The organism is Lentzea rhizosphaerae, assembly GCF_042649515.1.
GTDB lineage: Bacteria > Actinomycetota > Actinomycetes > Mycobacteriales > Pseudonocardiaceae > Lentzea > Lentzea aerocolonigenes.
The window spans coordinates 397129-416203 of record NZ_JBHRZI010000011.1 but is presented as its reverse complement, the minus strand read 5'-3'; the positions used below and the strand labels follow the sequence as shown (position 1 = coordinate 416203).

The window sequence follows — 19075 nt, the reverse complement described above, 5'->3', positions numbered from 1 at the left end:
TCTGCGAAGCTGGTGGGCGGGCACCGGTGCTTCGGCCGCACCGTGCAGGCGGGCCATGTCCTGCAGGCAGAACTGCCCGTACTCGACCACGACGGTGTCGTCGTGCACTGAAATCGGATCACCGGCGGCGGCTCACATGCCCTCCGCGGGCTCCCACAGCTCGATCCGGTTCCCCTCCGGATCCACGCACCACCCGAACCGCCCGAACTCCGAGTCCTCGGTGTCCGGCAGCACCTCCACCCCGCGCGCCTTCAGCTTCGCCATCAGCGTCGGCAGGTCGTCGACCCGCAGGTTCAGCATCGTGCGCTGGTGCGGTTCGCCGATGTACTCGGTGTCGTGGGCGAACAACGCCATCGTCGTCGTGCCCGGATGCGCGTCCGTCGCGGTGTCGAGCCAGTGGAAGGTGACGGTGCCCTTTTCGCTCATCGGCACCCCGAGGTTGTCGCGGTACCAGGCGGCCAGGCGCACGGGATCTCTGGAACGCAGGAAGACCCCGCCGATGCCAGTCACCCGCGCCACCCGACGGACCCTACTACTGCGTGCCACGATGGGGGAATGGACGCCGTCACGTCTGCACCCGAACCGGTCAACGAGCCCGTGCGCACTTACGCTCCCGGTAGCGCCGAACGCACCAGTCTGCAGGCGCGCATTGCAGAGCTCGAGAACACCACGCACGAGCTGACGATGACCATCGGTGGTCAGCAGCGCATGGGTGGTGGTGACCGCGTTGACGTCGTTCAGCCGCACGATCACCGGCACGTGCTCGGCGTGACGGCGCAGGCGACCAACTCCGACGTCGCGGATGCCATGCGGGCCGCTCAGCACGCCGCGCCCGACTGGCAGGAGCTGCCGTTCGACGAACGCGCCGCGGTCCTCCTGCGCGCGGCGGACCTGCTCGCCGGGCCGTGGCGGGACATCCTCAACGCCGCCACGATTCTCGGGCAGTCGAAGTCCGTGCAGCAGGCCGAGATCGACTCGGCGTGCGAGCTGATCGACTTCCTGCGCTTCAACGTCCACTTCGGCCGCCGCATCCTCGAGGAGCAGCCGGTCAGCAGCCCCGGCGTGTGGAATCGCATGGATCACCGGCCGCTCGACGGGTTCGTCGTGGCGATCACGCCGTTCAACTTCACCGCCATCGCGGGGAATCTGCCGCTGGCGCCCGCGTTGATGGGCAACACCGTGGTGTGGAAGCCGTCGCCGACGCAGCAGCTCGCCGCGCACTACACGATGCGGCTGCTCGAAGAGGCCGGTCTGCCGCCGGGGGTGATCAACCTCGTCACCGGTGACGGGCACGCGGTGAGCCAGGTGGCGTTGCGGGACAGGTTCTTCGCCGGCCTGCACTTCACCGGGTCGACGCGGACGTTCAAGGCGCTGTGGCAGACCATGGCGAGCAACCTCGACAACTATCGCGCCTACCCGCGCGTCGTCGGCGAGACCGGTGGCAAGGACTTCGTGCTGGCGCACGCCTCCGCGGATCCGCAGGCGCTCGTCACCGGGCTCGTGCGCGGTGCTTTCGAGTACCAGGGCCAGAAGTGCTCGGCCGCCTCACGTGCCTACGTCGCACGGTCGTTGTGGGACGGCGGGGTCCGGGAACGTCTGCTCGACATCACGAAGTCCCTGTCCTACGGCGACGTCACGGACCTGTCGGCGTTCGGCGGCGCGGTGATCGACCACCGCGCGTTCGCCAAGCACAAGGAGGCGCTGCTGATGGCGTCGGCGTCCACTTCGGTCGAGGTGCTCGCCGGCGGCTCGTGCGACGACTCGGTGGGCTACTTCGTCGACCCGACCGTGCTGCTCGGCACCGATCCGCACCACGACATCTTCACGACGGAGTACTTCGGACCGATCCTCGCCGTGCACGTCTACGAGGACGCCGACTTCCCGACGATCATGGAGACCATCGACACCTCCACCCCGTACGCGCTGACCGGTGCCGTCTTCGCCCGCGACCGGGCTGCCGTCGAGCAGGCGCACAAAGCTCTGCGGTTCGCGGCGGGCAACTTCTACGTCAACGACAAGCCGACCGGCGCCGTCGTCGGGCAGCAGCCGTTCGGCGGGTCGCGCGGGTCCGGCACCAACGACAAGGCGGGCTCGATCTACAACCTGCAGCGCTGGACGAGCCCGCGCGCCATCAAGGAAACCCTGGTGCCGCCAACGGATCACCAGTATCCGCACATGGGTTAGCGGCGCGGTCGCCAGCCGGTGGCCTCGGTGAGTTTGGTGCTCACCACGCGCTGTGAACGGGAGAACACCTCGAACGACGCGGCGAACCTGCCCAGCAACGCCGGCAGCCGCGTGATCCCGAGGTCCCGCTTCCGCACCGGCGTCCCCACGTTGTAGATCCCCGGTGGCGCGTCCAGGACCGCGATCGCCGCGGCCGCCGCGTCACCGGGGTGCACGACGTTCATCCACCCGTCGCCGACGAGCACCGGCGGTGACTGCGCCTCGCCGCCGAGCAGCAGGCCGATCCGCAGGAACACCCCGCCGGGGTGCGCGAGCACGTTGTGCTGCGCCTGCACCGAACTGGCGATGTGCCCGACCGGCGCGAGCGGCGCGTTCTCGTCGAGCTCCCGGTCACCGCCGTCCGCGTAGACGAACGAGATGCCCTCCTGCACGATCCGCCCGACGCCCGCCAGCCGTGCCGCCTCGACGACCGCCGCGCCGCCGAGCGTGCGGATGCGGTTGTTCTCCGCCCAGGCACTGGCCAGGACGGCCTTGGCGCTCAACGGGATGCGCGTGGCGAGGTTGATGACGGCGTCGTAGCCCGCAAACGCCCGAGCCAGCTGCCCGGCGTCGAACAGCGAGGTGGTGCGCCGGTCCAGCACCCCGACCTCGTGTCCGGCCGCCCGCAGCAGCGGCACCGCTTCCCGTCCGAGCACACCCGTCGCACCGATCACGAAAACCTTCATGACCAGTGGACGGGACAGCGCGTCAGGTTGTGACGAGCCGCTTGAACGCCTTCTGCGCCTTGCCGAGCGCGATCTGCGAGACCTGTGCCGAGTTGGCCTTCGGCAGGTCGACGATGACCATGTAGGACTCGGTCGCGTTGACGGCGACGGTGTAGACGGACTGCATCACGCCGGGCTTGACGACGAACGAGATTGCCGTCGAATGACCCTCGATGAGCATCTCGCCGACCGCGTCCGCCGGCTTCGCGAAGGCGCCCTGGAACGCCACCACCACGAACATGTCGGCGTCGGTGCCGGTGTTGCCCTCCTGGAACACGCAGGACCGCGGAATCGCGGGGCCCGGCGCGGGCGTGCCCGCCAGCGGCGAGTCGAAGTCCGCCGCCGTCAGCAGCCGGCACGGGTCCGCGGGGAGCTTCTTCGGCGTGTCGATGCGCGGCGACGTCGTGACGACCGTCGTCTCGGTCGTCGTTGTCGTGGTGGTCGTGGTCGTGGGCGCGGTCGCGACGGGAGTGGCCGTGCAGCCCGCGACCAGGAGCACCAACGGCAGCAGGCGCTTCACTTCGGGAGCCTTTCGAACGCCTTCGCGGCGAGGCCCTCGACGACCTGCCCGACGGCGTTGGGGTCGGTGCCGCGCTGCACGACCTCGAACCGGACGAGCTGCCGTTCCCGCACCTCCAGGACGGCCTCGCACGTCACCTCGCCCGAGGCCTCCGAACACCTCCGGGTCAGCGGGCGGTTGTTGCTCTCACCCTCGCCCCCGGCGATCACACCGCCGTGGCCGCCGCCGGACAGCAGCCCTCGCGACTCGTCCGCGAACGCCGCCTCCAGCAGCGTCAGCCGCACGGTCAGCGACTCGAACCGGAAGTCGCACGTCCGCCCGCTCCTGGCCGGTGTGCCGTTCAGCTGCCCCGCGTCACCGGACGCGAGCAGCGTGCAGGGGTCGGTGCCGGTGAAGGCAGAGGGCTTCTGCGAGTTCGAACACGCTGCCAGAGCGCCGAGCAGGACCAGCGACAGCACGGCGCCGGTGCGCATCACGATGCCGTACCCGGCGAGTCGTTTGATCACCCGTTCAGTGTCACCGATCGGCATCGGGCCGGTCCCCGTGTTCGTCGAGTCCGGCACGTGACGCGAGCAACCTGCGCAACGAGGTGAGGCGGCCGGGCGCGTCCGGCACCAGCTCGTCCAGCATGCAGCCCGGGTCCTCCGGCGCGCCGAGGTGACCGCAGCCGGGCGGGCACTCCTCCGCGGCCTCGGCGAAGTCCGGGAACGCCTTCACGATGTCGTCCGGCGTGATGTGCGCGAGGCCGAACGAGCGGATGCCCGGCGTGTCCACGACCCAGCCGCCGTCGGGCAGCCGCAGCGCCACGGCCTGGGTCGAGGTGTGCCGGCCCTTGCCCACACCGGACACCACGCCGACCGCACGGTTCGCGTCCGGCACCAGCCTGTTGACCAACGTGGACTTGCCGACACCGGAGTGCCCGATCAGGCACGACACCGTGTCCTTGAGCCGCGCGCGCAGCACGGCCGGTTCCTCGTCGAACCGCGTCACGATCACGGGCACGTCGAGCTCGGTGTAGAGCGCCAGCAGATCGTCGGCGGACGCGAGGTCCGACTTCGTCAGGCACAGCACCGGTTCCAGGCCGCCGGCGTACGCGGCGACCAGACAGCGGTCGATGAAACCCGTGCGCGGCGGCGGGTCGGCCAGCGCGACGACCATGATGAGCTGGGAGGCGTTGGCGACGACGACCCGTTCGAACGGGTCGGTGTCGTCCGCGGTCCGGCGCAGCACCGAGGTCCGTTCCTCGACGCGCACGATGCGGGCCAGCGTGTCCGGCTGGCCCGACGTGTCACCGACGATGCCGACCTGGTCGCCCACCACCACGGGCGTGCGGCCCAGTTCGCGCGCACGCATCGCCGTGACGACGACGCCGGTCTCCAACGCGCACGTCCAGCGACCCCGGTCCACGCCGATCACCATCGCGCTCTCGGCGTCGGCGTGTTCGGGCCGCCTCTTGCTGCGCGGCCGCGTCCCCTTGCCGGGGCGCACGCGCACGTCGGACTCGTCGAGCTTGCGCCAGTCCCGCTTGCTCACGTCAACGCGCCTCCGTGAGCATGGCCTGCCACATGCCCGGGAAGTCGGGGATCGTCTTGGTCGTGCTGCCGATGTCGTCGACCTCGACGCCCGGCACGACCAGGCCGATGATCGCGCCCGCGGTCGCCATCCGGTGGTCGGCGTAGGCCTTCCACACGCCGCCGTGCAGCGGAGCGGGGTCGATGATCAGGCCGTCCTCGGTCTCGGACGCGGTGCCGCCCAACGCGTTGATCTCGTTCACGAGCGCCGCGATCCGGTCCGTCTCGTGGCCGCGGATGTGTGCGACACCGCGGATGACCGTCCGTCCCTCGGCCAGCGCGGCCAGCGCGGCGACGGTCGGCGTCAGCTCGCTCTCGTCGTGCAGGTCGATGTCCACACCGGACAGTCGCGACGGCCCGCGCACGGTCAAACCGTGCTCGGAAACGAGAACCTCGCAGCCCATGCGCTCCAGGATGCCGCGCACCGCGTCACCGGGCTGGGTGGTCGTGGCCGGCCAGTGCGGAATCGTCACCTCGCCACCGGTCACCGCGGCCGCCGCCAGGAACACCGTCGCGTTCGAGAGGTCCGGCTCCACGTGCCACGTGCGGGCGGCGATGGTGCCCGGCTCGACGTGCCACGCGGTGTTCCCGTCGGTCTCGACCTGCACGCCGACCGAGCGCAGCGTCTGCACCGTCATGTCGATGTGCGGCAACGAAGGCACCGGCTTGCCCGCGTGGCGCACCGTCACGCCCTTGTCGTAGCGCGCGGCGGACAGCAGCAGCCCGGACACGAACTGCGAGGAGCCCGACGCGTCGATCGTCACCTCACCGCCGGGCACCGATCCCGTGCCGCGCAACGTGAACGGCAGCGCGTCGCCCTCGACGTCCGCGCCCAGCGACCGCAACGCACCCAGCACGGTGCTCATCGGCCGCGTGCGGGCGTGCGGGTCGCCGTCGAACCGGATCTCGCCCTCCGCGAGCGCCGCGGCGGGCGGCAGGAACCGCATGACCGTGCCCGCGAGGCCGCAGTCGACGTCGGCCGGGCCGTGCAACGGGCCGGGCGTGACGTCCCAGCCGCCGTCCTCGCGGTCGGCGAACCCGACGCCGAGGGAGGACAGGGCGGCAGCCATCAGCACCGTGTCGCGGCTGCGCAACGGTGCGTGCACCGTGGAGGGCCCGTCGGCCAGTGCCGCGAGCACCAGGACGCGGTTCGTGATCGACTTCGAGCCGGGCACCGGCACCGTCGAGTGGACTGGGCCGGGCGCGCTGGGGGCTGACCAGTGCTGAGTCATGCCTGAATGATCCCGCATCTGTCCTGGGACAGTTCGCCCTGGTGTGTGGGACGTGGGATTATTGCGACTTCGGAGGTGATCGGATTTGTGCGGTAGGTACGCCTCCACCAAGGACCCGGCGCTGCTGGCGGCCGAGTTCGACGCGGTGGACGGGACCGGCGGCGAGGCTCCTGGCGCGGACTACAACGTCGCTCCCACCAAGCACGTCATGGCCGTGGTCGAGCGCAAACCCGAGGACGAGGAGCTGGAACGCAGCATCCGCGTCATGCGCTGGGGCCTGGTCCCGCACTGGGCCAAGGACCTCTCCGGAGCGGCCAAGATGATCAACGCCCGCGCCGAGAGCGTCCTGGAGAAGCCCGCCTACAAGCAGTCCGCGATGAAGCGCCGCTGCATCATCCCCGCCGCCGGTTGGTACGAATGGCAGCCGGCCGAGGGGCGCAAACAGCCGTACTTCATGACGCTGGGAGACGACACTTCTCTGGCCATGGCCGGCATCTGGTCGGTGTGGTGGAAGGACGACGTGCCCACCGTCACGTGCGCGGTGCTCACGACGGACGCCATCGGCGCGATGACCGAGGTGCACCACCGCATGCCGTTGCTGCTGCCCCAGGACCGCTGGTCGGCGTGGCTCGACCCCACCTCCCTGGACCCGAGTGAGCTCCTGGCTCCGGATCCCTCGATCGTCGAGGCGCTCGAACTGCGCCCAGTGTCGACGGCGGTGAACAGCGTGAAGAACAACAACGCCTCTCTGATGGAACGCGTCTCGCTCACCGAGGACGAGAAGCCCGCACCCAGTTTGTTCGAGACGTCGTGACGACGTTGTTGGTGGACACGCCGCACGGCCCCGCGAGGGCCTCGCTGCACTGTGCCCACGAACCGCGTGCGGCACTGCTGCTGGGCCACGGCGCCGGTGGTGGTGTCGAGGCACCAGACCTGGTGGCCGCCTGCCACGCCGCGAACGCCGTCGGCGTGCACGTTGCCCTGGTCGAGCAGCCGTACCGCGTGGCGGGCCGACGTGCTCCCGCGCCGGCCAAACAGCTCGACACGGCCTGGCTGTCCGTGGTCGACGACCTCGGCGAACGGTGGTTCGACGGCCTGCCCCTGGTGTTCGGGGGCCGGTCGTCGGGTGCCCGCGTGGCCTGTCGCACGTCCGTCGAGGGCCAGGCCGTGGCGGTGCTGTGCCTGGCGTTCCCGGTGCACCCGCCGGGCAAGCCGGAGAAGTCCCGCCTGGCCGAGCTCGACGGCGTCGAGGTGGCCACGCTCGTCGTGCAGGGTGAGAACGACCCGTTCGGCCAGCCCCCGCGCGGTCACCACCGCGAAGTCGTCCTGCTGAAGGGCGACCATTCGCTGAAGGCGTCCGTTGCGGACGTGGGCCGGTTCGTGGGCGAGTGGCTGGACCGGGTGCTCAGACCGCTCGACTAACGCGCCATCCGCACCCACGTGTGCCTGCGTCCCCGCACGGCGACCGAGTAGGCGTAGAGCAGCTCGGGGTCGCCCATGCCCGGCAGGAAGCAGTCGCCGATGTGGTGCGCGTCCACCCCGATCTCCTTGGCGAGCAGGGCCAGCTGCGGCACGACGTCGGTGTGCGCGCCCTCCTGCGACGTGCCTATCGCGCCCATGACGACGGCGCCCTTCTCGTGCACGGCCCGGACCGCCTCGGCGGCGGCTTCGCGCGTGACGCCGGGCAGCGTGCCGGGGATCGGGAGGATCACGCCGTCCGCGCCGGCGTCGACGAGGTTCGCGAGCTTGGCCGCGGTGATGGGCTCGGGGTGACCCGCGTGGTGCATCTTGCCGACCCACAGCGCGGCTTCCGTGCGGATCTGTTCGGTGGCGCGGGCCATGCCGTCGAGCGAGCCGTCCGTGCTGGGGTTGGCGGTCAGCACGATCAGCGCCGCACCGGAGTCGGCGAGCCGTTGCGCGTTGTCCTCAGTGGCTTTGCGCAGCTCGGGAACGGTGCCGGGCTCCAGGTTGACGCCGATCGGCCTGCCGATCCGTTCCGCCAACTCGGTCAGGCTGCCGAGCTCACCGAGGCCGGGGAAGCGGAACGTGCTGCCGTCCCACACCCGGTCGATCATGTTCAGCACGATCACGTCGGCGCCGAACGCGGCCATCAGCTCGGCGTTGTGCACGCCCGTCTGCCCGTCGAACGACAGCGCGGCGCGGTCGGCGAACACCTCGGCGACCATCGTCCGGCCCTCCGATGCCGCCACGGCACGGGAGAGGTCCGGCCCGCGGAGTGCGGCGAGCCCGGTGCGGTCGAGGTCGAGGATGCGCACGTCTGCCTCCGAATTGGTCTAAACCATGTGGTGGCACTCTACGTCTTCGACTGTGATCGCGCTCATGACGAACCTCGATGAGCACGGCCGTCCGGAACCCCCGATGGACGCCGACGAGCTCGGGACCCTGACGGGTTTCCTGGACTGGCAACGAGCCACGCTCGCCTGGAAGACCGCGGGTCTCACCGCCGAGCAGCTGAACGTGACCACCGCGAAGTCGTCGATGACCCTCGGCGGGATCCTCAAGCACCTCGCGTACGTGGAGCAGCAGTGGTTCCACGTCGTCCTGCACGACCGCGCGCCGCGGGAGCCGTGGGCGAGCGTGGACTGGAAGGCCGACCGCGACTGGGACTGGCACTCGGCCGCCCAGGACACGCCGGATCAGCTCAACGCCCTCTGGCAGGACGAGGTGGACCGGGCGCGCAAGGCCGTCGCGGAAGCCCTCGAAACCGGCGACCTGGGCCAGCTCTCGAAGCGTCCGGGGTGGAAGGACGGACCCCGCGTGAGCCTGCGCTGGATTCTGGTCCACATGGTCGAGGAGTACGCCCGCCACAACGGTCATGCCGACCTGCTCCGCGAGTCGATCGACGGCCAAACGGGCGAATAGCGCCAATCGAGACGGAAATCATCCTGTAGGACTACATTCGTTGTTCGAGCAACCGAGTGCGGATCGGCGGCGTCACCTGTGGGCGTAGGGGAAATCGCAGATCGTCATGAATTCGGGGATCAACGAATGAGCAACTACCGCACGATCACGACCGCAGCCGCACTGGCCGGAGCCGCAGTTCTGGGCGTCGTGGTGACCTCGGCGGCACAGGCCGGTCAGACCGAGGAGCGGGGGCCGTGGTGCACCGGCAGCGATCTGGCGATCGGTGTGTACGACATGCGGTCGCCGTCGCCTTCGACCACCAAGGCGCACGTGATCCGGTTCGTCGCCGCGGAGGGTGCTTCCTGCACGATCGGGGGCACGGTGAGCAACGTGCGCTTCCTCGACCAGCAGGGCAACGACATGAACGCCTCCCAGAACGGAGGCCAGCCTCCGTACACCGAGATGGTGGTCGGCGGGGGCCGCCATGCCGTCACCTACGTGGCATCGAGCCTTCAGGGGCCTCAGCTCAGCCCGGCGTTCGTCCGCTTCAACCTGCCCGGCCAGGGCAGGACGGGTGATCTGGTCACCATCGCGTGGCCGACGTCCGGTATCGGCGCGAACGTCCGGATGGGTGGCATCCAGGCGCCGGTCAGCTAAGCGCTGATTCGCGCGACCACCGCATTGGTGAGTCGCGCCAGATCGGCAGGCGTGATCTCGACTTCGAGACCACGCCTGCCCGCGCTGCAGAAAATCGTTTCGAAATTAGAAACCGATTCGTCGAGCACCACCGGCAGTCGCTTCTTCTGCCCGAGCGGCGAAATTCCGCCGGCGACATATCCCGTCGCGCGTTCGGCGTCGGCGACGACGGCCATCTTCGCCTTCTTGCCCTTGAGAGCAGCCGCCAGACCCTTGAGGTCGAGCTGCGCGGTCACCGGCACGACGCCGACCGCGAGCTTGCCGTCCACCTCGCACACGAGCGTCTTGAACACGCGCTCCGGCACCAGCCCGAGCGCCTCGGCCGCCTCCAGCCCGTACGACTCGTGGCGGGGGTCGTGCTCGTACGAGTGCAAGGTGTGCGCCACCCGCTGCTTGTCCAGCAGCGCTGTGGCGGGAGTCCCACGTCCGGCCATGCGGAATTACTACCAGCACCTCCGTTGTTACCCAGGACGTGGTGACGAACATGCTCGAGCGGCCCCGCGTAGAGTCGGTACCGACCCAGAACCTGTGGGAAGGGAGCGCGGTGCCCGCCACCGGCACGACGGAGACGACGGCGGAGCGAGCCGCGCGTTTCGAGCGCGATGCGATGCCGATGCTCGACCAGCTGTACTCGGCCGCCCTGCGCATGACGCGCAACCCGGCTGATGCCGAGGACCTGGTGCAGGAGACGTACCTCAAGGCCTACTCGGCGTTCGCGTCCTTCTCGGAGGGCACGAACCTCAAGGCCTGGCTGTACCGGATCCTGACGAACACCTACATCAACGGCTACCGCAAGAAGCAGCGCCAGCCGATCCAGCAGCCGACCGAAGAGATCACTGACTGGCAGCTGGCGCAGGCGGAGAGCCACACCTCGTCCGGGCTGCGCAGCGCCGAGGTCGAGGCACTCGACAACCTGCCCGACAGCGACGTCAAGGAAGCATTGCAGCGGTTGCCGGAGGAGTTCCGGATCGCGGTCTACCTCGCCGATGTCGAAGGCTTCGCGTACAAGGAGATCGCAGACATCATGGGCACCCCGATCGGCACGGTGATGTCCCGGTTGCACCGGGGCCGTCGCCAGCTCCGCGACATGCTGGCGGACGTCGCCCGCGATCGCGGTTTCCTCCGAGGCAACAACGGAGAAGCGTCATGAACTGCGGCGAACCCCACGACACCGACTGCTCAGAGGTCCTGTCCGAGGTCTGGCTCTTCCTGGACCAGGAGTGCGACCAGACGCGGCGCGCGGCCCTGCAGACGCACCTCGACGAGTGCCATCCGTGCCTGGAGCAGTTCGGGCTGGAGGAGCACCTCAAGGCGTTGCTCGCGCGCAAGTGCGGCGGGGATCACGCCCCGGCCGACCTGAAGGCGCGCATCCGCGCCACGATCGTGGAGATCCGCACCGAGGGCTGACCCAAACGATGAACGGCGCTTTTGTCCACCTCAGGTGGACAAAAGCGCCGTTCATCGTTCTTACGGCACTCAGGCGTTGGGGCGCTTGCCTCGGTTGGCGCCGCCCTTTTTGCGGTCGCGGCGCTTGCGAGCACGCTTCGACATGGGTGTCTCCTAGGATCAGAACTGCTTCACCCACCATTTTCGCATGGAGGAGTTCTGAGCACGCTCACAGACCTGCTGGCCGAGCACACGAAGCTCTCCGGCGCCGCCGTCGACCACCTCCAGCTGGTCGTCGCCGAGTGGCAGCTCCTCTCCGACCTGTCGTTCGCGGACTTCCTCATGTACGTGCCGCTGGACGACCAGACGTTCCTCTGCGTGGCCCAGGCGCGTCCGACGACCGCACCGACCGCGCACCCCGAGGACGTCGTCGGCAGCGAGGTCGACACCGAGGAGCACCCGCAGCTGCGCCGGGCCATCGACGAACAGCGGATCTGCCGCGAGGAGGACCCGCGCTGGCACCTGGGCGTGCCCGTGCGCCGCGAGACCATCCCGGTGCGGCTGGGCACCCAGGTCATCGCGGTGCTGAGCCGCAGCACGAACCTGGCGGTGCCGCGCGTGCCGTCGCCGTTGGAGATCTCGTACCTCGGCAGTGCGGCCGACCTGTGTCAGATGATCGCGGACGGCACGTTCCCCGCTCCCGAACCGTCACCGGACGTGCACACCAGTCCGCGCGTCGGCGACGGCCTGATCAGGCTCGACCCGTCCGGGGCGGTGGTCTTCGCCTCGCCGAACGCCCTGTCGGCGTACCACCGCATGGGGCACGCTTCGGATCTCGTGGGCGTGCACCTGGCGCCGTTGACCCGCAGCCTCATCGGTGACCCGTTCGACGCCACCGAGGTCGCCCAGCGCATCCGGCAGGCACTGGACGGTCAGCCGTCCATGCGCATGGAGGCCGAGTCACGTCGTGGTGCCGCGGTGCTGTTCCGATCTCTGCCCCTTCGGCCGCGCGGGCAGGCGGCCGGCGCGATCGTGCTGTGTCGCGATGTCACCGAGGTGCGCCGGCGCGACCGGGCGTTGATGTCCAAGGACGCCACGATCCGCGAGATCCACCACCGGGTGAAGAACAACCTGCAGACCGTCGCGGCCCTGCTCCGGTTACAAAGTCGCAGGTTGACGAACCCTGAGGCGAAGGAGGCACTCGCCGAGTCGGTCCGTCGTGTGACTTCCATCGCACTGGTTCACGAGACGTTGTCGATGTCGGTCGACGAGCGGGTGGACCTCGACGACGTGGTCGACAAGGTGATCCCGATGATGAGCGACGTCGCCGTCACCGAGACCCAGGTGAAGGTGCGCCGCGAGGGTGGTTTCGGGATCGTGCCCGCCGAGATCGCCACCCCGCTGGTGATGGTGCTGACCGAGCTCGTGCAGAACGCCTTCGAGCACGCCTACGCCCCTGGCCAGCGCGGAGAGGTCGTCGTGCACTCCGAGCGGTCCGCGAAGTGGCTCGACGTGTCGATCACCGACGACGGCAAGGGGCTTCCGCCCGGTTTCTCCCTGGAGCGCACGGATCGTCTCGGTCTGCAGATCGTTCGGACCCTCGTCGATTCCGAATTGAGAGGCTCCTTGAGCTTGCGGCGGAGGCCCCGAGGCGGTACAGAGGCGGTCCTGCGCGTACCGCTGAGGGGGCGGCGCTAAACTAACGCCGTGCACACGTGGCGACCAGCCTCAGCGGTCTCACGTGGTCATGCGGGAGGGTGTGCAAACAGAGAAGAAGCCCGACACCTGGCACGGTGTCGGGCTTCTTCCTATATGTGTGTGTTCGCGGCTAACTGCCTGCTCAGGCGTTGCTGCGGGCCCGCGTGCGGGCGTTGCGGCGCTTGAGAGCGCGGCGCTCGTCCTCGCTCATCCCGCCCCACACGCCGGCGTCCTGGCCGCTCTCGAGCGCCCACGCGAGGCAGTCGGAGACGACGGGGCAGCGGCGGCAGACGGTCTTCGCCTCGGCGATCTGAAGCAGCGCGGGACCACTGTTCCCAACGGGGAAGAACAGCTCGGGGTCCTCGTCGCGGCAGATCGCGCGGTGGCGCCAGTCCATTGGAACTACTCCTCAGCTAGGCGCGCACAAGGGCACGCCGGTTGTCAGCGGTCGTTTTGGGGTGCTTGTGAATGCTTTCACGAACGGCTGGGATGTCAAGGGGTAAGCACTGACCCGGTGAGTGAACTCACCCAAAAGATCGACAGCGTTCACCTGGTGTTTCACGCTCTGCTGTCACTCGACTGCAGTACATCCCGGGTGGGTACCGAGACAGTCACGAACTGATCACGGACTGTCAAGTTGCTTATACGGCAACAGTCAACGCGTCAGGCACTGCCCGGAACTCCACAGCAGTCGTCGTGCCGAGGAAGTCACCGTCGACCTGGAGGTTGGCGGGCTCCTCGCACTTCACTCTGACATAACCCACGTCGTCACGCCGAACGAGATTTCCGCTCCGCGGGTTCCCGGTGGCGAGGACCTGGGCGACGTAGCGCCCGACGGTGGGCACGCGCAGCGTCTTCAGCGCGCTCAGGCCCAGGCCTCCGTCGAACGACGTGCTGGGGTTGAGCTGGATCGCCCTGTCGCCGAAGTACGTCCACGGGTCGGTGTTCGAGACGAACACCATGCCGACGTCGTCGAACGGCGCCTCGTCCGGGATCTCGACGGTGAAGTGCTGCGGCTTGCGCACGTTCTGCGCGTACGCCCTGAGTGCGACGGACAGGTACAGCGCGGGACTCGCGTTGCGGCCCTTCGCGCGCTTCTTCTCGACACCGGCCACGACGTCGGCGTCGAGACCCATGCCGGCGTTGAACGTGAACCAGCGGCCGCCCTCGATGACGTCCGCGAAGACCTGGCCGAGCCCGATCCGGCGCTTGGTGCCGTGCTCGATGGCCTGGAGCAGGACGTGCGTGGCCTCGACGGGGTCACGCGGAATGCCGAGCGCGCCCGCGAAGACGTTGGCCGACCCGCCGGGCACGACGCCCAGCATCGGCTTGTTCGGGCGGGGGCCTCCGCGCAGGATGCCGTTGACCACCTCGTTGACCGTGCCGTCGCCGCCGTGGGCGATGACCAGGTCGAACCCGTCCTCCGCCGCCTTGCTCGCGGCATCGGCCGCGTGGCCGCGGTACGAGGTCTCGATGATCTCCAGCTTCACGTCGCTGGCCAGTGCGTGCGCCAACACGTCACGACCGGCCGGCGTCGTTGTAGTCGCCTGCGGGTTCACCACGAGAAGAGCGCGCACTACTTGAGAGTAAGACAGTGCGTGACCGTCAGCCGCGCGCATGTCCTCCCTCAGGGTGGCTCCAGCCTCACGAAAGTGGCGCAAATCTCCCTTCCGTAGCACCGAGTGCGCCTCGCAGACGAGTGCACCCCGGACGACCGCCGGCTCGCTGAAGGCCCCTTGATCTTCCCCCGCGGGACGTGCTCAGTGAGCCCTCCAACCGGGTGGCCTACGATCCGTGACCAGTACAGAACGTGAGGAACGGTTCTCGTGAGCAGTAGCAACGCCGCGACCCCGGCACCGCCGCGCGCGGTGCTCGTCGCCTCCGCACTCACCTTCCTGCAGGGCCTGGGCGGTATCGCGCTGGCCGTGGCGCTCGTCGTGCGGGTCGTCCAGGGTGCGCCTTCCGGCGGCCCGATCCTCGGCGCGGCCGGAGTGCTCGCGCTCTGGTTCGGCGGGGTGATCGTGGCGTCGGTCATGTTGTTCCGCGGCCACCACAGCGCGCGCACGCCCGTGATCGTCACGCAGCTGCTGCTGCTCGGCTGTGCCTGGTACGCGTACGGACCGTCGGAGCAGCAGCTGCTCGGGTCGTTGAGTGGCATCTACTGCGTTGTGGTGCTCGTGCTGCTGTTCACCCGTGACGGCCGTCAGTGGGCCATGGGCCTGGCCGACGCGGATGTGAACGAAGGTGACAAAGCCGACTAACGGAGGGTGGTCACGGTCACACGTTCGAGTGAAGCTGTGCGTGGTTGTTTAACCACTCCCTGCACTCACGAGGTGACCAACCATGCGTGTTCTGACCGCGATCGCGGGCGCCTTCCTGGCGGCGCTCTCCCTCGCTCCTGTCGCGTCGGCTGCTCCGGAAGAGCCGGGCATGTCGCCGATGATCATCGGTGGCAGCTACGCGTCGAACTTCCCGTACGCGGCACGTCTTTTCGTGAACGGACGCGAGAACTGCTCCGCCACGAAGATCGCGCCTCAGTGGATCCTGACCGCTGAGCACTGCGTGGCGTCGGCCGGCACGTACACGTTCCGGGCGGGCAGCCTGGACCAGACGTCCGGTGGCCAGCTCGTCACCGGTGACCGGATCGTCAAGCACTCCTCGGCCGACCTGGCCCTGGTGCACGTGACCACGTCGATGTCGGCGCCGTTCTCCCCGCTGGTCAACCCCGTCTCGGTCGGCCAGACCGTGCAGCTCTACGGCTGGGGCGCCACCTGCACCAACCAGCCGGAGATCAACTGCCAGTCGCGCTACCTGAAGGTCGCGAACACCCGCGTCACGTCCACCAACGGCCGTGACTACCGCGGTGGCCAGGCCATCTCGGTGACCAGGGTGGACGGCATCGCGGCCGGCGGTGACTCCGGTGGCCCGATGTTCGCCAACGGCCGTCAGGTCGGCGTCGCGTCCACGTCGGACCGTTCGACGCGCTCCAACTACACCAGCCTCAACAACACCAGCTACCGCAACTGGATCCGCACGACCGCGGGAGTCTGATTTTTCGAGGTGACGCGGGGGCCTTTCGTTTCCTTCTGGGGAACGCGGGGCCCCCGCGTTGCTGTGGAGACACCTGTGTCATCACCCTGCGTGTTCACTAATGGTGGATGGACACGAACGGAGTAGCCGGTTACCGTGCTGCCAGCGTTCGCGCCGCTCGGGAGCAGCAGGGTGAGGTGCGCAGTGCAGGACGGCCCGAAGCGGGTGACGACAAACGGCGGTTCAGAACGCCCAAATTTGGCTCGCCTGTTCGACTACTACCTCGGCGGAGCGCACAACTTCGCGGTCGACCGCGCGTTGGCCGAGGAGAGCATCAAACGGTTCCCGGTCGCCGAGATGGCCAGGACGATCAGGTCGTTCTCCCGCCGCGTGGTGCGCCTGTGCGTGGAGGAGATGGGCATCCGCCAGTTCCTCGACCTGGGCAGCGGCATCCCGACCGCCGGCAACGTCCACGAGGTCGCCCAGTCGATCGACCCGGCGTGCAACGTCGTCTACGTCGACCACGACCCGGTGGCCGTCGCGCATTCCCGCACGATGCTGCGGGACAACCTCAACGCCGCCATCGTGCAGGCCGACGTGTCCGACGTCGGCGCGGTGCTGCGCCACCCGGAGACGCGCCGTCTCATCGACTTCACCCAGCCGACCGCGGTGCTGATGGTCGGCATCCTCCCGTACGTCGCCGACGAGCCGGCGGGCGTCATCGCGCGGTACCGGGCCGCTCTGTGCGAGGGCAGCGTTCTGGCGTTGACGCACCTCACGAAGGACGTCGAACCGGACCTCGTGGACCGGCTGCTCGTGATGTCCGACCACCTCGGCAGCGTCCTGATCCCGCGGACCAAACAGGACGTCGAGGAGTTCCTCTGCGGCCTGAAGCTGCTGGAACCGGGACTGGTGCTCGCCGCCCACTGGAGGGCGGACGGCGAACTCCCCGGCACCTCGGCCGCCGCCGACGCCTCGACCTACGGCGCGGTCGGCGTCGTCTAACTCGTCTTGGCCCGCAACGCCTGACCGGTCGTCGTCGTGCTGTCCGTGACGGACACACCGTTGCTCTTGCGCCACAACAGGTCGTTCGCGCCTGTGCTGCGTTCCACCTTCACGCCGTTGAGCGAGATTCCGGAAACGCTGTCGGTGGTGAACGCCGGGCGCCCGTCGTTCTTGTCGAACTCGATGGTGCTGTTGAGGAACTTCACGTCCGTCGCGTTGCGGATCCAGAACCCGAACGCCGGCCGCACGCCGAAGATCCGCGGCGGGTACTCACCGGACACCTCCGGCGGGTTCTTCGAGGCGTCGGATTCCTTGTGGCCGCCGGGAACGGTCAGCTTCACGTTGTCGAACGTCAGCCCGGTGATCTTCGAGTCGGCGCGGCCGGAGATCGTCGACGCGTACTCGGGGTCGCCGGGAATGTCGCGCGGCGCGGTCAGGTTCGTGCCGGTGATGTTCCGGTAGGTGATGTTGCGGATCCTGCCGGTGGGCGGGTTGCCCGGGCAGCGGCCGCGTTTGCCGACGTGGATGAAGATCGGCGAGCCCGTCTTCGTGAGCTGGATGTTGTCGTAGAGAACGTCCTCGATCACCGCGCCGTCCATGGAGACCATGCCCAGCCCGGCCTTGGAGGCGCCGGTGACCTTGAGGTTGCGGAACTGGATGTTCTTGAAGCTGCCGCACGTCTCCGAGCCGAACTGGATGGCGTTGTTCTCCGTCGACCCGATCGTGGAGTCGCGGACGACGTTGTTCTCGCTCAGGAACGTCTTCCCGGTGGCGTAGTCGCTCTTGAACGCCACCGCGTCGTCGCTGGCGACGATCGTGGAGTTCGACAGCTCGACGTTGGAGCTGTTGATGAAGTTGATGCCGTCGCGGTCCTCCGGCGAGTCGACGGTGATGCGGTCGAACCGCAATCCGTTGCAGCCGTTGGTGATGATCGCGAAGTGGCCGGCCTCCCGGAACGTCACGTCGGTGATGCTGACGTTCTTGCAGAACTTGAGCGACAGCATCTTGTCGCCCTTGCCCGCCGGGATGTTCTCGCCGGTCTCCAGCTTGTTGGCGCCGTCGATGACGCCCTTGCCGGTGAAGCTGATGTTCTCGACGTTCTCGCCCCACAGCAACGCGTTGCGGAAGTGGCTGTGCCCGAAGTCCTGGTACTTCGAGTTGGGGTTGGGCTCTGGCGCGTCGATGCCGCTGCCGGACGCCACGATCCGCGCGCCCTGCTGGAGGTTGATCGTGACGTTGCTCTTCAGGTGGATCGAGCGGCTCAGGTACGTGCCGGGCGGGATCTCGACGACACCGCCGCTGGCCGCTGACGCGGCGGCGATGGCCTTGTCGATGGCGGCCGAGTCGACCGCCTTGCCGTCGCCCTTCGCGCCGTAGTCCTTGACGTTGAAGCTGGCCGCCTTCGCCACGCCCACCGGTGCCACGACCACCGCTAGTGCGACGAACGCGCCGGTCAGTCGACGCCTCATCGTTGAGAGGTCCTTCCTCGTCCTGCGTCGAGGGCGGCGGCAGCTCGGCGTCTGAAACGTTCTGAAAACGATTTCATTGCTGACCCTAGTGAAGGCCGGGCCCGAAGTACAGGGGTTGTCTTCTGGCCCGGCCCTTCAGGTGCTGAGGCTCAACCTCAGTACGCGGCCTGCTGGCCGCCGAGCGCGGCCGGGCCGCGGTACTGCGCGCCACCGAACGCGAGGATCGCGTAGCCGATGATGGCGAACAGCCACAGACCGACGACGCCGAAGACGGCGTCCTTGCCGAACGACTTCGCGACGTCGATGGAGACGATCGCCAGCACGATGATGTTCACGAACGGGATGAGCAGCAGGACCGTCCACCAGCCGGGGCGGCCCGCGATCTTCACCAGCACGTAGAGGTTGTAGATCGGGATGATCGACGCCCAGCCCGGCTGGCCGGCCTTCGCGTAGACCTTCCACATGATCACGATGCCGATCACGGTGAAGATGGCGCCGATGACCAGGAACGTGGTCAGGATGCCCATCGCGGCAGCAGTGTCAACCTCGGGCGTAGTCGGGTCGTTCAAGGTCTTTCCTTCTTTCCACGCTTACTTTGGTGCCGGGGGATCGGCGAGCGGGGACGCTGCCAGCACCGTGCACCGGTCCTGTGTGG

Annotated in this window: 24 protein-coding genes; 11 read left to right on the top strand and 13 right to left on the bottom strand. The window is 68.6% G+C overall.

Annotated elements, in window-relative coordinates:
• Positions 1–132 precede the first annotated feature (132 nt).
• On the bottom strand, positions 133–519 hold the full coding sequence (locus ACFOWZ_RS09305) for a VOC family protein (RefSeq protein ID WP_030471274.1): 387 nt from the start codon (positions 517–519) through the stop codon (positions 133–135).
• A 36-nt stretch (positions 520–555) separates the two neighbouring features.
• Between ACFOWZ_RS09305 and pruA the strand changes: the two genes are divergently transcribed.
• Entirely contained in the window at positions 556–2184 is a 1629-nt protein-coding gene (pruA, locus tag ACFOWZ_RS09300) for an L-glutamate gamma-semialdehyde dehydrogenase (protein ID WP_382371131.1), read from the top strand.
• Here pruA and ACFOWZ_RS09295 read toward each other — a convergent pair.
• The 5 genes from ACFOWZ_RS09295 to aroA are packed head-to-tail and all read right to left on the bottom strand — an operon-like array spanning position 2181 to position 6271.
• Complete coding sequence (locus ACFOWZ_RS09295; protein WP_382371129.1) at positions 2181–2909, bottom strand: NAD-dependent epimerase/dehydratase family protein; 729 nt, start codon at positions 2907–2909, stop codon at positions 2181–2183. The genes pruA and ACFOWZ_RS09295 overlap by 4 nt on opposite strands.
• A gap of 22 nt (positions 2910–2931) precedes the next feature.
• Positions 2932–3468 (bottom strand): hypothetical protein, encoded by a 537-nt coding sequence (locus ACFOWZ_RS09290; RefSeq protein ID WP_382371127.1) that lies wholly within the window; start codon positions 3466–3468, stop codon positions 2932–2934.
• Entirely contained in the window at positions 3465–3974 is a 510-nt protein-coding gene (locus ACFOWZ_RS09285) for a hypothetical protein (protein WP_382371125.1), read from the bottom strand. The genes ACFOWZ_RS09290 and ACFOWZ_RS09285 overlap by 4 nt, the downstream gene beginning before the upstream one ends.
• A 10-nt stretch (positions 3975–3984) precedes the next feature.
• Positions 3985–5001, bottom strand: a complete 1017-nt coding sequence (gene rsgA / locus ACFOWZ_RS09280; protein ID WP_382371123.1) for a ribosome small subunit-dependent GTPase A — start codon at positions 4999–5001, stop codon at positions 3985–3987.
• A 1-nt stretch (position 5002) separates the two neighbouring features.
• Positions 5003–6271 carry a 3-phosphoshikimate 1-carboxyvinyltransferase gene (gene aroA / locus ACFOWZ_RS09275; protein ID WP_382371121.1) on the bottom strand — a complete coding sequence of 423 codons (1269 nt, stop codon included), beginning with the start codon at positions 6269–6271 and terminating at the stop codon, positions 5003–5005.
• 85 nt (positions 6272–6356) lie between these two features.
• Between aroA and ACFOWZ_RS09270 the strand changes: the two genes are divergently transcribed.
• On the top strand, positions 6357–7085 hold the full coding sequence (locus ACFOWZ_RS09270) for an SOS response-associated peptidase (protein WP_382371119.1): 729 nt from the start codon (positions 6357–6359) through the stop codon (positions 7083–7085).
• Positions 7082–7693 carry an alpha/beta hydrolase family protein gene (locus ACFOWZ_RS09265; RefSeq protein WP_030471281.1) on the top strand — a complete coding sequence of 204 codons (612 nt, stop codon included), beginning with the start codon at positions 7082–7084 and terminating at the stop codon, positions 7691–7693. The genes ACFOWZ_RS09270 and ACFOWZ_RS09265 overlap by 4 nt, the downstream gene beginning before the upstream one ends.
• On the opposite strand, the gene ACFOWZ_RS09260 is transcribed toward ACFOWZ_RS09265, so the two are convergent.
• On the bottom strand, positions 7690–8547 hold the full coding sequence (locus ACFOWZ_RS09260) for a DUF7916 family protein (RefSeq protein ID WP_382371117.1): 858 nt from the start codon (positions 8545–8547) through the stop codon (positions 7690–7692). The genes ACFOWZ_RS09265 and ACFOWZ_RS09260 overlap by 4 nt on opposite strands.
• 64 nt (positions 8548–8611) lie before the next feature.
• Between ACFOWZ_RS09260 and ACFOWZ_RS09255 the strand changes: the two genes are divergently transcribed.
• Positions 8612–9154, top strand: a complete 543-nt coding sequence (locus ACFOWZ_RS09255; RefSeq protein ID WP_382371115.1) for a DinB family protein — start codon at positions 8612–8614, stop codon at positions 9152–9154.
• 126 nt (positions 9155–9280) lie between these two features.
• Positions 9281–9793: a hypothetical protein gene (locus ACFOWZ_RS09250; protein ID WP_382371113.1), complete on the top strand. Its 513-nt coding sequence runs from the start codon at positions 9281–9283 to the stop codon at positions 9791–9793.
• Here the strand turns inward: ACFOWZ_RS09250 and ybaK are convergent.
• A complete protein-coding gene (ybaK, locus tag ACFOWZ_RS09245) occupies positions 9790–10266 on the bottom strand; it encodes a Cys-tRNA(Pro) deacylase (protein ID WP_382371111.1) in 477 nt (158 codons plus the stop codon). The two genes, ACFOWZ_RS09250 and ybaK, sit on opposite strands and share 4 nt — an antisense overlap.
• 50 nt (positions 10267–10316) lie before the next feature.
• On the opposite strand from ybaK, the gene ACFOWZ_RS09240 reads away from it, so the two are divergent.
• Both ACFOWZ_RS09240 and rsrA read left to right on the top strand, forming a co-directional pair.
• Positions 10317–10982 (top strand): sigma-70 family RNA polymerase sigma factor, encoded by a 666-nt coding sequence (locus tag ACFOWZ_RS09240; protein WP_236703869.1) that lies wholly within the window; start codon positions 10317–10319, stop codon positions 10980–10982.
• The gene (gene rsrA / locus ACFOWZ_RS09235) at positions 10979–11239 is read left to right on the top strand and encodes a mycothiol system anti-sigma-R factor (RefSeq protein ID WP_030471287.1); all 261 of its coding nucleotides are present in this window, start codon (positions 10979–10981) and stop codon (positions 11237–11239) included. Before ACFOWZ_RS09240 ends, rsrA begins: the two co-directional genes overlap by 4 nt.
• A 69-nt stretch (positions 11240–11308) precedes the next feature.
• Here rsrA and ACFOWZ_RS09230 read toward each other — a convergent pair whose 3' ends face one another.
• Entirely contained in the window at positions 11309–11383 is a 75-nt protein-coding gene (locus ACFOWZ_RS09230) for a 50S ribosomal protein bL37 (protein WP_369809028.1), read from the bottom strand.
• A gap of 54 nt (positions 11384–11437) precedes the next feature.
• On the opposite strand from ACFOWZ_RS09230, the gene ACFOWZ_RS09225 reads away from it, so the two are divergent.
• Positions 11438–12916: a sensor histidine kinase gene (locus ACFOWZ_RS09225; RefSeq protein WP_382372618.1), complete on the top strand. Its 1479-nt coding sequence runs from the start codon at positions 11438–11440 to the stop codon at positions 12914–12916.
• Positions 12917–13058: 142 nt separating this feature from the next.
• Here ACFOWZ_RS09225 and ACFOWZ_RS09220 read toward each other — a convergent pair whose 3' ends face one another.
• Together ACFOWZ_RS09220 and ACFOWZ_RS09215 are read right to left on the bottom strand one after the other, a co-directional pair.
• Positions 13059–13313: a WhiB family transcriptional regulator gene (locus tag ACFOWZ_RS09220; protein WP_015104912.1), complete on the bottom strand. Its 255-nt coding sequence runs from the start codon at positions 13311–13313 to the stop codon at positions 13059–13061.
• Positions 13314–13557: 244 nt separating this feature from the next.
• On the bottom strand, positions 13558–14493 hold the full coding sequence (locus tag ACFOWZ_RS09215; protein WP_382371108.1) for a diacylglycerol/lipid kinase family protein: 936 nt from the start codon (positions 14491–14493) through the stop codon (positions 13558–13560).
• Positions 14494–14742: 249 nt separating this feature from the next.
• Here ACFOWZ_RS09215 and ACFOWZ_RS09210 point away from each other — a divergent pair, with 249 nt between their 5' ends.
• The 3 genes from ACFOWZ_RS09210 to ACFOWZ_RS09200 all read left to right on the top strand — a co-directional run bounded on the left by ACFOWZ_RS09210 (position 14743) and on the right by ACFOWZ_RS09200 (position 16951).
• Complete coding sequence (locus ACFOWZ_RS09210; protein WP_382371106.1) at positions 14743–15177, top strand: hypothetical protein; 435 nt, start codon at positions 14743–14745, stop codon at positions 15175–15177.
• Positions 15178–15259: 82 nt separating this feature from the next.
• Positions 15260–15967: a S1 family peptidase gene (locus ACFOWZ_RS09205; RefSeq protein WP_382371104.1), complete on the top strand. Its 708-nt coding sequence runs from the start codon at positions 15260–15262 to the stop codon at positions 15965–15967.
• 135 nt (positions 15968–16102) lie between these two features.
• On the top strand, positions 16103–16951 hold the full coding sequence (locus tag ACFOWZ_RS09200; protein WP_382371102.1) for an SAM-dependent methyltransferase: 849 nt from the start codon (positions 16103–16105) through the stop codon (positions 16949–16951).
• Here ACFOWZ_RS09200 and ACFOWZ_RS09195 read toward each other — a convergent pair.
• The gene (locus ACFOWZ_RS09195) at positions 16948–18420 is read right to left on the bottom strand and encodes a glycoside hydrolase family 28 protein (RefSeq protein ID WP_382371100.1); all 1473 of its coding nucleotides are present in this window, start codon (positions 18418–18420) and stop codon (positions 16948–16950) included. The two genes, ACFOWZ_RS09200 and ACFOWZ_RS09195, sit on opposite strands and share 4 nt — an antisense overlap.
• A gap of 155 nt (positions 18421–18575) precedes the next feature.
• Positions 18576–18989 carry a DUF5684 domain-containing protein gene (locus tag ACFOWZ_RS09190; RefSeq protein WP_382371098.1) on the bottom strand — a complete coding sequence of 138 codons (414 nt, stop codon included), beginning with the start codon at positions 18987–18989 and terminating at the stop codon, positions 18576–18578.
• Positions 18990–19075: the final 86 nt, after the last annotated feature.

Coding starts and splice junctions, on each gene's coding strand:
- pruA (WP_382371131.1), top strand. CDS start 556: ATGGACGCCGTCACGTCTGCACCCGAACCGGTCAACGAGCCCGTGCGC.
- ACFOWZ_RS09295 (WP_382371129.1), bottom strand. CDS start 2,909: ATGAAGGTTTTCGTGATCGGTGCGACGGGTGTGCTCGGACGGGAAGCG.
- aroA (WP_382371121.1), bottom strand. CDS start 6,271: ATGACTCAGCACTGGTCAGCCCCCAGCGCGCCCGGCCCAGTCCACTCG.
- ACFOWZ_RS09255 (WP_382371115.1), top strand. CDS start 8,612: ATGACGAACCTCGATGAGCACGGCCGTCCGGAACCCCCGATGGACGCC.
- ACFOWZ_RS09250 (WP_382371113.1), top strand. CDS start 9,281: ATGAGCAACTACCGCACGATCACGACCGCAGCCGCACTGGCCGGAGCC.
- ybaK (WP_382371111.1), bottom strand. CDS start 10,266: ATGGCCGGACGTGGGACTCCCGCCACAGCGCTGCTGGACAAGCAGCGG.
- ACFOWZ_RS09240 (WP_236703869.1), top strand. CDS start 10,317: ATGCTCGAGCGGCCCCGCGTAGAGTCGGTACCGACCCAGAACCTGTGG.
- rsrA (WP_030471287.1), top strand. CDS start 10,979: ATGAACTGCGGCGAACCCCACGACACCGACTGCTCAGAGGTCCTGTCC.
- ACFOWZ_RS09220 (WP_015104912.1), bottom strand. CDS start 13,313: ATGGACTGGCGCCACCGCGCGATCTGCCGCGACGAGGACCCCGAGCTG.
- ACFOWZ_RS09205 (WP_382371104.1), top strand. CDS start 15,260: ATGCGTGTTCTGACCGCGATCGCGGGCGCCTTCCTGGCGGCGCTCTCC.
- ACFOWZ_RS09195 (WP_382371100.1), bottom strand. CDS start 18,420: ATGAGGCGTCGACTGACCGGCGCGTTCGTCGCACTAGCGGTGGTCGTG.